15 protein-coding genes are annotated in these 15,215 nt (G+C 36.1%); 4 read left to right on the top strand and 11 right to left on the bottom strand.

Translation table 11 applies throughout. The features are described from left to right. Positions 1-58: 58 nt before the first annotated feature. From HNQ94_RS14540 to HNQ94_RS14525, 4 genes are read right to left on the bottom strand one after another with little or no spacing between them, the layout of a single operon-like run. The gene (locus HNQ94_RS14540) at positions 59-301 is read right to left on the bottom strand and encodes a MerR family transcriptional regulator (protein ID WP_174497050.1); all 243 of its coding nucleotides are present in this window, start codon (positions 299-301) and stop codon (positions 59-61) included. Between the two features lie 29 nt (positions 302-330). Further along, a complete protein-coding gene (locus HNQ94_RS14535; RefSeq protein ID WP_174497051.1) occupies positions 331-1,053 on the bottom strand; it encodes an exonuclease domain-containing protein in 723 nt (240 codons plus the stop codon). Continuing rightward, positions 1,044-2,015: a DUF294 nucleotidyltransferase-like domain-containing protein gene (locus tag HNQ94_RS14530; RefSeq protein ID WP_221452585.1), complete on the bottom strand. Its 972-nt coding sequence runs from the start codon at positions 2,013-2,015 to the stop codon at positions 1,044-1,046. The genes HNQ94_RS14535 and HNQ94_RS14530 overlap by 10 nt, the downstream gene beginning before the upstream one ends. A 39-nt stretch (positions 2,016-2,054) precedes the next feature. Beyond that, a complete protein-coding gene (locus tag HNQ94_RS14525; RefSeq protein ID WP_174497052.1) occupies positions 2,055-3,314 on the bottom strand; it encodes an ammonium transporter in 1,260 nt (419 codons plus the stop codon). Positions 3,315-4,161: 847 nt separating this feature from the next. Here HNQ94_RS14525 and HNQ94_RS14520 point away from each other — a divergent pair. The 3 genes from HNQ94_RS14520 (at position 4,162) to HNQ94_RS14510 (ending at position 7,604) form a co-directional block, all read left to right on the top strand. Then, on the top strand, positions 4,162-5,394 hold the full coding sequence (locus HNQ94_RS14520) for a saccharopine dehydrogenase family protein (protein WP_174497053.1): 1,233 nt from the start codon (positions 4,162-4,164) through the stop codon (positions 5,392-5,394). Between the two features lies 1 nt (position 5,395). Continuing rightward, entirely contained in the window at positions 5,396-6,523 is a 1,128-nt protein-coding gene (gene nspC, locus HNQ94_RS14515; protein WP_174497054.1) for a carboxynorspermidine decarboxylase, read from the top strand. Between the two features lie 490 nt (positions 6,524-7,013). Then, positions 7,014-7,604, top strand: a complete 591-nt coding sequence (locus tag HNQ94_RS14510) for a LysM peptidoglycan-binding domain-containing protein (protein WP_174497055.1) — start codon at positions 7,014-7,016, stop codon at positions 7,602-7,604. A 62-nt stretch (positions 7,605-7,666) separates the two neighbouring features. Here HNQ94_RS14510 and HNQ94_RS14505 read toward each other — a convergent pair whose 3' ends face one another. Beyond that, positions 7,667-9,199: a malate:quinone oxidoreductase gene (locus tag HNQ94_RS14505; RefSeq protein WP_174497056.1), complete on the bottom strand. Its 1,533-nt coding sequence runs from the start codon at positions 9,197-9,199 to the stop codon at positions 7,667-7,669. A gap of 489 nt (positions 9,200-9,688) precedes the next feature. Here HNQ94_RS14505 and HNQ94_RS14500 point away from each other — a divergent pair, with 489 nt between their 5' ends. After that, on the top strand, positions 9,689-9,907 hold the full coding sequence (locus HNQ94_RS14500; RefSeq protein WP_174497057.1) for a hypothetical protein: 219 nt from the start codon (positions 9,689-9,691) through the stop codon (positions 9,905-9,907). Positions 9,908-10,094: 187 nt separating this feature from the next. Here the strand turns inward: HNQ94_RS14500 and HNQ94_RS14495 are convergent, their stop codons facing one another. From HNQ94_RS14495 to HNQ94_RS14465, 6 genes are all read right to left on the bottom strand, one after another. Then, a complete protein-coding gene (locus HNQ94_RS14495; RefSeq protein ID WP_174497058.1) occupies positions 10,095-10,823 on the bottom strand; it encodes an MOSC domain-containing protein in 729 nt (242 codons plus the stop codon). Between the two features lie 531 nt (positions 10,824-11,354). Further along, the gene (gene rlmH, locus HNQ94_RS14485; RefSeq protein ID WP_174497059.1) at positions 11,355-11,834 is read right to left on the bottom strand and encodes a 23S rRNA (pseudouridine(1915)-N(3))-methyltransferase RlmH; all 480 of its coding nucleotides are present in this window, start codon (positions 11,832-11,834) and stop codon (positions 11,355-11,357) included. A gap of 192 nt (positions 11,835-12,026) precedes the next feature. Next, positions 12,027-12,206, bottom strand: coding sequence for a CxxH/CxxC protein (locus HNQ94_RS14480; RefSeq protein ID WP_174497060.1), 180 nt, complete (start codon positions 12,204-12,206; stop codon positions 12,027-12,029). A gap of 62 nt (positions 12,207-12,268) precedes the next feature. Continuing rightward, positions 12,269-13,471 carry a S1C family serine protease gene (locus HNQ94_RS14475; protein ID WP_174497061.1) on the bottom strand — a complete coding sequence of 401 codons (1,203 nt, stop codon included), beginning with the start codon at positions 13,469-13,471 and terminating at the stop codon, positions 12,269-12,271. A gap of 103 nt (positions 13,472-13,574) precedes the next feature. Further along, complete coding sequence (locus HNQ94_RS14470; RefSeq protein ID WP_174497062.1) at positions 13,575-14,372, bottom strand: MBL fold metallo-hydrolase; 798 nt, start codon at positions 14,370-14,372, stop codon at positions 13,575-13,577. After that, a complete protein-coding gene (locus HNQ94_RS14465) occupies positions 14,369-15,214 on the bottom strand; it encodes a two-component system regulatory protein YycI (protein WP_174497063.1) in 846 nt (281 codons plus the stop codon). The genes HNQ94_RS14470 and HNQ94_RS14465 overlap by 4 nt, the downstream gene beginning before the upstream one ends. Position 15,215 lies beyond the last annotated feature (1 nt).

Raw genomic sequence — 15,215 nt, 5'->3', positions numbered from 1 at the left:
AAGCTCTCTTTATAAGCATTAAGAGGGCTTCCGTAATATCAAAAAACTTTTATACCAACTATTCTTTATTCAATAGCGCTTTAATTCCTGCAATATTAATCCCCTGATTAATAAGGTGTTTGATTTCCTTTAATCTATTAATATCTTTTACCGAGTATACACGGTGATTGCTTTCGTTTCTATCAGGTTTAATTAGTTCCTGATTCTCATAATATCGAATTTGTCTTGCGGTTAATTTCGTTAAATCCTTTACTACACTCATAGGAAACTTAGGTAAATGGTCAGGAATGTTGTTGTTCATGCCTTCCCTCCCCTCAATCAATACATACATTACCTTATTTTGGCTATATGTGTATACACATCGTTTAAATGAGAATAACCTAATTGTTTTACACCACGAATTCCTTCTGACCATAAATTTGCGGTTGCTATCGCATCATGCAAAGCATGGTGTCTTTGTTGATTAAATATCCCAAAATGATCACAGTATTCATCGAGCGTGAATAGTTTTAACTCCGGTTCAATAATTTTGGTTAGGAAGGATGTATCAATAATTCTATTTTGAAAATCTGTTTTAAGCGCTAGCCAATTGGCATGTTTCATAAATTGTTTTTCATGACTTGAATGATGTGCAACGAGCGTATCACTTTTTACAAATTGGTAAAATTCTTTTAAAACATTTTGAATAGGTGGAGCAGCTAATAATTCTGCTTTCGTGATACCGGTTAATTTTTCAATTTCCTTTGAAGGGCCTTCATCACTATAAATTGCAGAGTAGAAAGTATCTTCTGCCAAAATTTGATCTCCCCGCATTTTAACAGCACCAATTGTTAACATACGGTCCCCTTTATATGGATAAAATCCGGTGGTTTCAATATCAAAAACAACCACCTTTAACTCCTCAAAAGGTATATTTAGTACGTCATTCTTTTTAATTTCGCGTTGTAAGCTTCTTATATAGGCAATTTGCTGTGGATCCAATGAGGTATAGGAATTGGAGGTTAGTCGTCCTGATATTTGTCTAACAAATTGCATCATCTGATTCATAACCATGCTGAACACTCATTTTCAATTATTTTTTTTGTGTCAGAAAAAAGATCATATCCTTTTTTCATTAATAATTTTAGCTCCTTCTTATTCTGCTTCGTCAACTTATCTAAAGGTATAAGATGGACTTGTTGATAGCTTCTTACATCTTGCTGAAAGTTAAGACGAAATTGAAGAAGTTGAATAAAGTATTTCTCAAAGCTATAAATAGATGGATATTTTTCCTTTATTTTATTAAATCTAGCAATTGTAGAAGAATCTGTGACACTTTCTTTGAGAGCTAACAACCGTAGGGAATTTACATACGGAAAGAAAGTCGTTTGTTTCAATTGAATTTTACCTGACTGTTCACCAGAGGATTCTGGAAGTAATTGACCTAAAACCCCCACACCCTTTTTGATAAAATCCACATTTTCTACTAAACGCAAATATAATCTTGGTTCATTGTTTATTATCGTAAATGCCAGTTTTTTTATTTCATTAATAAAGTTGTTGTCACCAACCAAAACTCTAGAATCAATAAACGTTGAAAAATGACGCAGTGATGTCCAACTAGCTTCCTCTAACCAATCAGAAATTTGTTGTTTCCAATCGGCAATAGACTGACACCATAATGGATTAGATGCCATTACCTTACCTTCACAGGTCTCATAACCAACCATTTCTAAGGCAACCGCTATTTCACTTCCTAATTTTAAAAAATATTCTTCACAGTCAGCATTTCCATCAAATATAATGCCGTGATCTTGGTCGCTCCATACAGACTGCTCAAATCTTCCAGCACTCCCCATTAAAAAGAAGGCAAAGGGAGCGGGAGAACTCCCCCACTCTCTTTGCACCTTTTTCATTGCTACTTCTACCGTTTTCCTTATTACTTCATCATGCAAGGTATTTAAATTGTAATGATTAGTTGAAACGTGCTTTATACTTTCCTGTCGCCAATGGCTAATATCTGTATAGTTATTCAAAATAATTCGACCCCCTGTTTCAACTAATCATATCACCTTTTATGCACCTTTTTGATCATTCGGATGAGGGATGTTTTCTGGATAGCCATAACCTCCGTGTTCACTTAAATCAAGACCAACAATTTCTTCTTCTTCGGTTACACGAATGCCGCCCATTACTTTATCCATTACTTTTAATATAACGAATGCCACTACAAACGCGTATAAACCACTAGTTACAACACCAAGAGCTTGCACTCCTAATTGAGTGAATCCACCACCATAAAACAATCCTGCTTGACCGGTAAATGCGAATTCAGGTACTGTGAATAAACCGTTTGCTAGTGTACCCCAGACACCTACTGTTCCGTGAACAGATAAGGCGAAAATAGGATCATCAATTTTGGCTTTATCAAACATTTTCATGCTGAATACGACAATGAATCCACCAATTGCACCTATTACAACTGCAGCCCAAGGATTGACGAAGCCAGCGGGTGCTGTAATAGCAACTAGGCCTGCCAAAGCACCATTTAATGTAGTAGGAACATCAGCTTTACCAGTTAAAACCCAAGCAACAAACATTGCCACTATAGCACCAGCTGCTGCTGCTAATTGTGTATTAAGGATAGCAAAACCAAAGAACGCCCCTTCAACTGCAAAAGTACTCGCACCATTAAACCCAAACCAACCTACCCAAAGTAATAGCACACCTAATGCCGTAAATACTTGGTTGTGACCTGCAAGATCATTAGAAGAACCGTCTTTATTATATTTACCAATACGTGGCTTTAAGACCAATGTAGCAGCTAATGCAGCCATTGCACCTGTTAAGTGAACAACTGTTGAACCAGCAAAGTCTTGTTTTCCATGGTCAGCTAACCAACCACCACCCCAAATCCAGTGTGCTACAACCGGATAAATAACAGCTGAGAATAGGATTGCAAAAATAACATAGGATGATAACTTCGCACGTTCAGCAAAACCTCCAAACGCAATGGTCATAGCGACTAAAGCAAACATCATTTGGAACATAAAATCGACAGCTGGAGATAATCCTTCTCCACTAAATGATGCATCACCATAAAAGAAATTCGATAAACCGATAAACCAGTTACCATCACCATAAATAAAACCATAACCAACTGCCCAAAAAACTAAAGACCCAATTCCTGCTGTAAAGATTGTTTTACCAGCTATATGACCGGCATTCTTCATTCTAGTTGAACCAGCTTCAAGTAAAATAAATCCTCCTAGCATTAGAAAAACTAAAAATGTACCAATAACCACCCATAAATTATCCATTAAAGCAATTTCCATTAAAACCTTCTCCCCTCACATGTTAATTTATTTAACATTTGTTGTTAGTAAATAACTTACCATGCTCTGAATATTCAAACAATTAACTTGTGAGATAATCTAACAAAGTATTTATTATGGGTAATTGTTGAAAGCGATACCATTGCTAAAACCATTAGTATCCAAGGGTTTAAAAGAATTTTATAGTGGTTTAGGTCTTTCAAACCAAACTGAAAAGGTACTGTTTCAACTATCAGTTAATAACTATAAAGCAGAGTAGTTATTCTAGAACAAACTAGGCTAGTTATTAATGTTTTTTTACACTTTGAAATTATTAAATTTTTCTATTGCTATTTTTCTAATAAGCTGATACCATGAATGTGCATTAAATGGAAAGCTAAATATGAAATATATCTGAGTCTTTCCAAGCAGATAATTTTTGACCACTCCCGAAAAAGAGTTTAAGGCCATACGGACAGCCGGGTCAAACGCCGATTGGCAACTTAAGTTGCCTTATTGATTGAGTTAAAAGCTCAAATTTTATAAGTTGGTTACTTTACAACCAGTGCATATGCACACAACTTGTGAAACGATCAATAAGAGTGATAAAAGTAATTATTTGCTATATAGACTCTGATCCGATATGATATATTGTAATATTTTAAAGCTTTCAAATGTCCTGTGACTTTTAGGAATTATGTACATATGACTTAGTCACTATGGAGAAATTATGCTTTTTAATATTGATGATTATATCTAAAGCATGTGTTGTGCGCAGTTATGCGTTTTACACCTGCTTTTTTTGTTGCTTTTTTTGAGGAATACGTTCTGCATCATTTTCAAATTTTAATAGTTAGGAGATAGGAATATGGGAAAAGCATTAGTTATTGGTTGTGGTGGAGTAGCTTCTGTAGCTATTCACAAATGTGTTCAAAATAGTGAGGTATTCGAGGAAATTTGTATTGCAAGTCGTACAAAATCAAAATGTGATGCATTGAAGGCAAAACTAGATGGTGGAAAAACAAAGATCACTACTGCACAGGTTGATGCTAACAATGTGGATGAGTTAATTGCTTTAATAGAAGAGGTTAAACCAGACATCGTTATGAACTTAGCTTTACCTTATCAGGATTTAACAATTATGGATGCTTGTCTTGCAACAAAAACTCATTATATGGATACAGCAAACTATGAGCCAGAAGATACAGCAAAGTTTGAATATAAATGGCAGTGGGACTACCGCGAACGTTTTGAAAAAGCCGGTATTACAGCTCTTTTAGGTAGTGGCTTTGATCCAGGCGTAACAGGTGTATTTTCAGCTTATGCCCTTAAACATCACTTTGATGAAATTGAATACATTGACATCCTTGACTGTAACGCAGGTGACCACGGTTATCCTTTTGCGACAAACTTTAACCCTGAAATCAATATTCGTGAAGTATCTGCAAACGGAAGATATTGGGAAAATGGTGAATGGATAGAAACGAAACCAATGGAAATTAAACGTGTGTATAACTTCCCAGAAGTTGGTGAGAAAGATATGTATCTGTTATACCATGAAGAGCTTGAATCCCTTGCTGTAAACATTCCTGGTATTAAACGTATCCGTTTCTTCATGACATTTGGACAAAGTTATCTCACTCATTTAAAAGCTCTTGAAAATGTAGGGATGACTTCTATTGAACCTATTGAATTCGAAGGAAAACAAATTATTCCGCTTCAGTTTTTGAAAGCTGTATTACCAGATCCTGCTTCTCTAGGACCACGCACAAAGGGTAAGACAAACATTGGTTGTATCTTTAAAGGGAAAAAGGACGGAAAAGAAAAAACATATTATGTTTATAATGTTTGTGATCACGAAGAGTGCTATAAAGAAGTTGGCTCTCAGGCAGTGTCGTACACAACAGGTGTTCCTGCAATGATTGGTGCTGCGATGATTATGACAGGAAAATGGAATAAGCCGGGAGTTTACAATATTGAAGAATTTAATCCAGATCCGTTCATGGAAGCATTAAACAAATGGGGTTTACCTTGGAAAGAAGACTTTAGTCCAGAGCTTGTAGATAAAGAGCCTATTAAACAAACGGAGTACTCTCGTTAAGATGAAATTTGAAGAGTTACCAACGCCGTGTTACGTAGTCGATGAAGGTCTTCTGGAAAAAAACTTAAAGATTCTAAACGGGGTAATGAAACGTACTGGATGTAAAATTGTATTAGCTCAAAAGGCATTTTCTATGTACTCTATGTATCCTCTTATTGGAGAATACTTAGATGGTACAACAGCAAGTGGTTTATTTGAAGCACGTTTAGGTTATGAGGAAATGGGCAAAGAAAATCATGTCTTTGCCCCTGCCTACCGCGAGGATGAAATAGACGAGATCATTTCGATTTGTGATCATGTTATCTTTAATTCCTTTTCACAGCTAGATAAATTTAAACATAAGGTTCTTCAAGCTGGTAAAAAGGTTGGCCTACGCATCAACCCGGAATGCTCAACACAAATTGGTCATGAAATTTATGACCCGTGTGCACCAGGTTCACGATTCGGTGTAACAAAAGATCATTTCCGTTCAGAATTGTTAGAAGGTGTTTCAGGACTACACTTCCATACACTTTGCCAACAAAATGCTGATGATCTAGAAACAACTTTAAATGCTATCGAAGAAAAATTTGGTGAATGGCTACCTCAAATGGAGTGGATTAACTTTGGTGGTGGTCACCACATTACTAGAGTAGATTATGATATTCCTTTATTGGAAGACTGCATTAAGAGAATGCAGGATAAATACGGTTTAGAAGTATATTTAGAGCCAGGTGAAGCAGTTGCACTTAATGCTGGATATTTGGTGACAACTGTACTTGATACGCATCAAAACGGAATGGAGATTGCAATTCTTGATACCTCTGCATCTTGTCATATGCCAGATGTTTTGGAAATGCCATATCGCCCACCGCTTTTTGGATCAGGTGAAGTAGGAGAAAAACCATTCACATACCGACTAGGTGGACAAACCTGTTTGGCGGGGGATGTAATAGGTGATTACTCCTTTGAACAGCCATTAAAAAGTGGAGATCGACTAGTATTTGGAGATATGGCGATCTATTCTATGGTGAAAAACACGACTTTTAATGGGATGGCATTACCAGCCATTGCTGTTCAAAAGAAAGACGGCGATTGCCAAATTGTTCATCAATTTGGATACCAAGACTTTAAGATGAGACTTTCATAAAATAGAACACAATATATGCTAGATTAACATCAAAAAGGCCTCAGCAATATGCTGAGGCCTTTTTGATGTTTTTAGTACATAAGGAATTCTCTTTCGTTGGCTTTTTTAAATAATGACTTATGACTATTCAATGAGAAAGTCAGACTAAGCACAGGTAAAATTTACAGACTCCTGAGGGACAGCACGTGTCTGAAGAGCCCGCAGCGGTGCTTTTCCGCGAGGAGGATGAGGCCGTGTCCTAAAGTGCGCGACTTATTCTACCGAAGCGATTGTATAGCGCATACCAGATTTAATCCATCTTAAATTACGTCGCAATTTAGTAGAAAGTAGCAAAAAAATTAAAAGAATTTTTTTATATACAGAATCCCTTTATCGCAGTTTCTAATGCCAATTTTGTTAAGAGTCATCCTTAATCTAGTACATTTTCTATGTTTAATAGTCACTATTAGTAGGAATACATTAATATAACTACTTAAAGGAGGAATTAGACATGAAAAACAATTCTAAAATTCTTGCAACGACTGTTACTGTAGGTTTAATTTTAGGAATCACTGGTTTTTCAGCTAGTGCCGCCACAGAAACGGTAGATGAAGGTGAAACTCTTTGGGGAATTGCACAAGAATATGATGATTTAACTACAGATGAGTTAATCGAATTAAATAGTGATTTAGATCCTACTGCCATACCTGTTGGTACAGAAATTATGCTTGATGCAAATAACACCAACAACAATAGTGAGGACATGGTAACACACACTGTGCAACCTGGTAATACGCTATTAGAAATTGCTAGTGTATATGATGGTGTAACATTAGAAGATATTTACACGTTAAATGAGGGAATAGACCCTTACAATCTGACAATCGGATCAGAAGTTGTTGTAGTTGACTACACGGGCGAATCTAACAATTCTTCTACTGGTGATCAACTCGTCTATCACACTGTTCAGCCAGGAAACACTTTCAACAAAATTGCTGCTGTCTATGATAACGTAACAGTAGATGAATTAATAGAGGCAAACCCTAATGTAAATATGTACTCCCTAGAAATCGGTTCTGAAATTGCGATTCCCCTCGATTAATAATTTTCATGTAAAAATCCTGCATCAATAAGGTGCAGGATTTTTTCTGTTGGAATTTCTTTTTATTCAAAACTTTTATTTTTATCAGGAGCATCAACTAGAGTATTGCTTTTTTCACTTAGACCTAGCGTCTGCTCTGTTGAAGTTTTAATTTCTTGTAAAAAGGTTGGGTTGTCCACTAATGATATGCCATATGAAGGAATCATTTCTTTTATTTTCGGCTCCCATTCGTTCATATGTTGTGGGAAACATTTTTCTAAAACCTCTAGCATAACGTGAACTGCAGTTGATGCCCCCGGAGAAGCACCGAGTAATGCCGCAATGGAACCATCAGCTGCACTTACAACTTCCGTACCGAATTGCAGTGTTCCTTTACCTCCAGCTTCCGTATCTTTAATAACTTGTACACGTTGTCCGGCTACTACAATATCCCAATCCTCGCTTTTTGCATTCGGGATAAACTCACGCAACTCTTCCATACGCTTTTCCTTTGATAACATAACTTGCTGAATTAGGTATTTTGTTAACGGCATGTTTTTAGCACCTGCTGCCAACATGGTAAAAACATTATATGGTTTTACTGAAGTCAGTAAATCAAGCAAAGAACCTGTTTTTAAAAACCTTGGAGAGAAACCTGCAAATGGTCCAAATAGCAATGATTTTTTATTATCAATATATCTTGTATCCAGATGAGGAACAGACATTGGTGGTGCACCAACCTTAGCTTTACCATATACTTTTGCCTCGTGCTGGGCTACAACATCGGGATTATTACAAACCATAAATAATCCACTTACAGGGAACCCTCCGATATTTTTTCGTTCAGGAATACCGGATTTTTGCAGTAAATGTAAGCTTCCCCCGCCACTTCCGATAAAGACGAATTTTGCAGTATGGCGTTCAACAGTACCGCTATCAGCATTTCGGACCTTCACTTCCCATAAACCATCACTAGTCCGTTTTATATTCTTAACACTATGTTTGTAATTTAATTCGACATTTTTACTATTTAAATGCTCAAAAAGCATCCGTGTTAAAGCACCAAAGTTAACATCTGTTCCAGAGTCTATTTTTGTTGCTGCTATAGGCTCATCAGATACGCGGTCTTTCATGATAAGTGGAATCCACTCCATCAGTTTTTCCGGATCATCCGAAAAGTTCATCCCTTTGAACAAAGGATTAGTTGACAGCGCTTCAAAACGTTTTTTCAAAAATGCTACATTATTTTCCCCTTGTACGAGACTCATGTGAGGTAATGGCATGATAAAGTCCTGAGGATTACTTATCAGCTTGCTATTCACAAGATAAGTCCAGAATTGCAAAGAGACCTGAAACTGTTCATTTACTTTTATAGCTTTGCTAATATCTATCGTTCCATCCGGTCTTTCGTTAGTGTAGTTAAGCTCACACAAAGCAGCATGCCCCGTTCCGGCATTATTCCACTCATTAGAACTTTCCTCCCCTGCTTTTGGGAGCTGCTCAAACACTTTGATTTCCCAGTCCGGTACTAACTCTTTCAGTAATGATCCCAAAGTCGCGCTCATGACTCCGGCACCTATTAAGATAACGTCTGTTTTTTTCTGTATGTTGCTCATTATAAACCTTCCTTATCTCCTATATTTGCATAAAGCAAGGCGCCATCTATGAACACACCTTTTCTATCATAATTATAACTATATCATAGAATCCTCTTAATTTTTTTTATTCAGAAAATCTATCACAACTAATAATTATAAACTATTTTTCACTCGTAAAAAAGGGAGAAGTTCAGCCATTAAGACCTTAACATAAAAAGAAGCTTTCCTATTATTCTTCAAAACTGTTTACGGAAGATAAAGTTAATATCTATATTGATTAACCAGATTCAATCCATATAGAAAAATACTGACTTATTAACGTTTTAAAAAAGTCCTAAAATTGATGTGGGCTGAGAACATGCGAAGCTAAGGTGCCATAAAATGAGTAGGAAATTACTCAACTTACATGGAGGTAAAAAATGAACAATATATATCGGAATGGAATGAATTCATAGGGATTACAAAATGGACCAATAGAAGTTATTTCAATCGAGCCGTATGTGTACCATGAATACTAGTGCGATTGAGAAAACCATTGCTGAACTAAAGGGACTTTTAGCAAATCCGGAGACTTATGAAGAAATTCGGGAGCAAGCTGAAGTTGATATGAAAAAACTTAGCAATTGGCTTGAATATTACGATTGGCTCAACAGACTCATTGACAGTTTTGAGACAAAGGAAATATTCAATTTCATACCAATTGAGCAGAAAAAGGATCCAGAATAGTAGTATTAGCCAAATTTCCTTTCTGTTTATGTAAGCAAAAACAAAAAAACACATGGGGGACAGTGTCTGCTTGCAGTAGACACCGTCCCCCTTATCTTTACCTACCTTTTCACTTTTATCTTATTTTGAAATTAATTTTGCTGTTTATATGGTTTTAACAAAAATTCAGATTGACTTTTAAACAAATTCATTTAAGAAGATGCACTTCATCCCCAACATAAATATCACCTGTTTTAATGACTGAAGCATAAACACCAAAATTATTGTTTCTTTCTTTTATAAGCTTTTGATGCAAACTTGAATCTCGTTTTGCATTATTAGGATCAACCGTAATAATCATACATCTTTTACAATGCCCTACTAACTCGATTTCTACTTCTTTCCCTATTTTTATCCGTTTACCGATCCATTGTTCTTCCATAAACGGTATCTTTTCTTTTAATGAAAGAAAAAGATTAGGACGAAAACGTCTGAAATCGATTTCGTCTTTACCCCACATTTTTTCCAATTTATCTAAGGAAGCATCGGTTGCAAGTAGAATGTGTTCGACTGCAATTGGTCCAATAGGCACATGTGAAGGTGTATATTGAACAGTAGAAATTTTTCTTTTCGATTTGTTTTCCATTTCTCTAATTAATTCATCATCTTTCCAGTCATATACCTTCCCCTCAGGTGTTGTTACTTCCACTTTGGGATATTCTTCAATTAAGTCTTCTCCTACAAATCTAGCTTTATATCTAACCATTTCTGGAAATTGTGTTATCGTTAAGAAATTTCCTTTTTTTGTTTCATCTAAATAAGCATGACTACGATCCCCATATAAACCGTATTCCATTATTTTGGATTTATGTACAAATTCTCCGTCAAAAGATTTTACAGGATGTCGAATAATTTCCTTAATATGACCCACTAACATATTTTTCACTCCTATACTAACCATCTTTATCCATCTATTAGTGTAACAGAAAGGATTTTTCAAATCTTGTGGATGATGAAATCAAACCTTAAAAGTCATTTATGTATTAAAATGCCTTAGTAATGCTTTATATGTTGAAGGTAGGAGAGAATATGCCAGACTTAAAAAATCAAATCATACTTATTAATGGAGCTAATCGTGGACAAGGAAAAGCAATTGCTCAACACCTTGCCTCATTAGGGGCTAGTAGGAATTGGTGCTCGGAATTATGATAAGGCTAAAGCTGTGGCTAGGAGGTAAAGGACGTATAGGACAACCGATTAAAATTGCTCAAGCTGTAGCATTTCTTGCCTCAGATGAAAGCTCTTAATGCACAGGCACAGTAATTATAGTTGATGGTGGAATGACTTTGGGTACTACAGTCGAGTAAGGATATTTTTAAAGAGCATCTTATCAGCCACCACTTTTTTACCCAAAAAGGAAGCGTTCCGGAAATGTTCCTGCTCCTTTTTCTTCCTCTTTTTCCTCCCTCTATTTATGGTACGGTTCACCCCTATTAATCCGAAATGCTCGATAAATCTGCTCTAACAAAACTAGCCGCATTAACTGATGTGGGAAAGTCATTTTAGAAAAAGATAATGCCATATCACTACGAAACATTACTTCTTCACTTAACCCTAGTGATCCACCAATAACAAAAGCTATTTTACTTTTCCCGTATGTTGCAAGTTCGTCCAATTTCGATGCTAATTGTTCGGATGTTAACTGTTTTCCTCTTATTTCTAGCGTAATCACAAAAGTATCTGGGGATAACTTTTCCAAAATGCGTTGACCTTCTTTGTTCTTTACGTCTATTTCTTCTGCGGGACTTAAGTTTTCCGGGGCTTTTTCATCTGGAAGTTCCACAATATCAATCTTCGCATATGGGCCGAGCCGCTTCATATATTCTTGTATACCCTCTTTTAAATACTTTTCCTTTAGCTTTCCTATTGAAATAATAGTAATTTTCATATGAATAACTCCTTACTAATCTCTACAGCAATTTTATCAAAAACTTGTCAACAAATCTTCGCACTACAACAACGTTCTATTTATCCACAAAAGTATACACATGACCTGTGCAAAAGTGAATATGCACAGGTTTTACACGACAAATCTATAGTTATACACAAAGTTATCCACATATGCACATATGTTTGTACTTTATTTTGTATCAGAATCTATGTTCGCCACCATATATGCCGATTCTCCACCACAATATTCACAGTTTGTTGATAACTTCTCATTTTCTGTGGATTTCTCAACAATTGGTGCTGTTTCATACTCATCAATCACTTTTTCCATCGCTATATCCACATGTTTCTCACATACATACTGTTTCATATTTTCTATCACCCTCTCTTTCATATAAGTAAAGCGGAGATAAATGAATATCCCCGCTAGTACTAAAAATCCTGTGCTGATAATGTCATGGTCGTTTGTCTCTTATTTCCGTCTCGATAGTAAATGACCGTCATCTGTTCTCCAGGTTGTTTATTTTGGTAGAGGTGTTTACGCAAATCAATAACATCCCCAATAGGTTGATCATCTAGTTGAACAATGACATCATATATTTCTAGACCAGCTTGCCCTGCTGGTGACATAGCTTCTATATTTTCTAAGAATACGCCTTCTGTTACGTTATTTGGTAAATTCAATGACACGGACCAGTTATGGCTTGGAATTTCAGATAATGATCTAGGGGTTACACCCATATATGGTCTTGTAATTTTTCCATCGTCCTCTAAATCATCAATTATCGGCTTAGCAGTATCTATCGGAATAGAGAACCCTATTCCTTCTACAGCGTGCTGAGCTATTTTCATTGAATTTATTCCAATTAGTTGTCCACGCATATTGATTAAGGCTCCACCTGAATTTCCTGGATTAATAGCAGCGTCTGTTTGTATAACTTCTGAATGCCAATCTGCCATACCATCTCGGTCTAAATCTTGTGGTACAATCCGTTCTTTACCACTAATTATACCTTGGGTAACAGAGCCAGAAAATTGCAGGCCTAACGGGCTACCAATTGCAATTACAGGCTCTCCAACCTTTAGATTTTCAGAGTGCCCTAATTCAATTGCTTTATCAACATGATCTGCATCAATACGTAGAACAGCTAAATCGTTAAAAGGGTCACTCCCTAATAGTTGTGCTGGTACTCTTTCACCATCTGTAAGGGACACTTCTAACTCTGTAGCTCCTTCTATTACATGGTGGTTAGAAACAACATATGCATACTGATTATCCATTTTATATATGACTCCTGAACCAGTCCCAGCATCTTCATCTTGTTGAATCCAGAAATCAGATCCTCTAACATTAACCACGCCAACAACTGCATCTGAAACCATTTCTACCACATCTGTTACCTGTGTTTGAATGTTTACATTCACAGTTTGCGTTGGTAAAGGACTGTCATTACCTTGTTGGGTCAGCTCGTTTTGATTCTGCATTTCATATGGCAAAAGATTGGCCTTTATTAAAGAGGGTAAAGCTAAAAAAACAATTAATGCTCCAATAATAACGCCAACAGCCGTGGGCAAAAACCAACTTCTCTTTTTGGGGTTTGCTTGAGGTTGCATATGGTCATCATAGTAGCCCATAGTTTTTTCACCTGGCCTTTCAACCTAGATTTCCAAAAGATAAAGGATGAGAGAATCATTACTTTAAACATAATTATTTTATACAGTTTACAAAATAATAAACCTAACTAACTTTATAAATTGGTGTTGGCATGGATGGGTCTGTATCATGGATTTCGATATTCTTATCCATATGAAAACCTCGTTCATCCAATATTTGTGTAACTGACATACGTGCTAGCTCTTTCATGTTGTTATCTTTGCTTAAATGTGCCAAATAAATTCTTTTTGTTTGGTTTCCAATTATATCTGTTAATGCAATAGCACTATCTTCATTGGACACATGGCCTAAATCACCCAAAATACGCCTTTTTACGTTCCAAGGATATCTCCCCATTCGGAGCATCTCAATATCATGGTTCGCTTCAAATATATAAGCGTCTGCGTTTTCAACTGTTTTTTTAATTCGCTCCGATACATAACCCGTATCCGTAACGAGTGCAACTTTTTTCCCTGCATGATGAAACACGTAAAACATAGGTTCCGCAGCGTCATGAGAAACACCAAATGATTCTACTTCCATATCACCAAACGTTTTCGTTGTTTCCATCTGAAAAATAAATTTTTGGTCGAGCTTTATTTCCCCAATATTTTTCTGCATCGCTTCCCATGTTTTCTCATTCGCGTATATAGGTAGGTTGTATCTTCTTGCTAAGATACCTAATCCCTTTACATGATCGCTATGTTCATGGGTTACTAATATCCCATCCAATGCACTTGGCTCTATATTTACTTCATAAAACAATTTCTCTAACTGTTTACCACTTAGTCCTGCATCTACAAGTAACTTCTGTTTATCTGTACCGATATAAAAGGCATTTCCACTACTTCCTGATGCTAAGACACTAAAATGTAATGTCACGACTCCTCACTCCCAATAGTGCTTCTGACTTTCTCGATACTTTGCTGTATTTCAGTAATAAATTCATCTTCATCTTTTGAAATAATCTGACCTTCCATCGCATTAATAAAATGGGTTTGATTATTATTTACAATCACTTTCCAGGTTGGAACGAATACTTGTACCCCATTATCGAACGGGAAAAATGTATGATATCCTAACTCCATACTGGAAATGTGGTCCCCAGAAAAAATCTTGTTATTTTCTAACAAAACTTCTACCGCTTCAATAGGTTTACTAACATCTGTTTCTTCACTTTGAAGGGTGATCTCTTCTAGCATGGTTTGTCCATAAGAAACCATTTCATTTTCTTCATTTAGTTGAATATAAAGCATTCCGCCCTTGTTATAGTAAATTGGTTGGCCGTTATGCTGCTGGAAAAATAACATGATGTTTTTTTCCTCGTCCCAGCCCCAGAAAACATATTTATCACTGTATAAAATATTTTCTGTTACCTTTCTCGTAACTTCTTCTACAGTTATGTCCTCACTTAAGACTATAGGTTCATTAAAGTCCGCTATAATCATATCCCCAGCATTCATCACAGTTTGATTTTTTATTGTTTGTAATTCCTCCTCTGTAAAAGAATGCCAACTAGCAGAAATATAAGTTGCCTTCTTAGAGGATTCAGGAATATTTTCTATATTAATGTTCTTTTCTTCTAGCTCTTCTCTAATAGAAGTGGTCTCCGGATTAAAAAGTTCTCCTGGTTCACTTTCTTTTGCTAACACTTGCGTTATTAAATAAATGTCTAGGATCAGGAAGCATATAATGAATATTGTTTTAATTTGTCCCCATTGCAAT

Origin of the sequence: Salirhabdus euzebyi, assembly GCF_014207435.1 — a bacterium.
Taxonomy (GTDB): Bacteria; Bacillota; Bacilli; order Bacillales; family Alkalibacillaceae; genus Salirhabdus; species Salirhabdus euzebyi.
The sequence above is the reverse complement of the archived record's forward strand: the minus strand, read 5'-3'. Positions and strand labels throughout refer to the sequence as shown.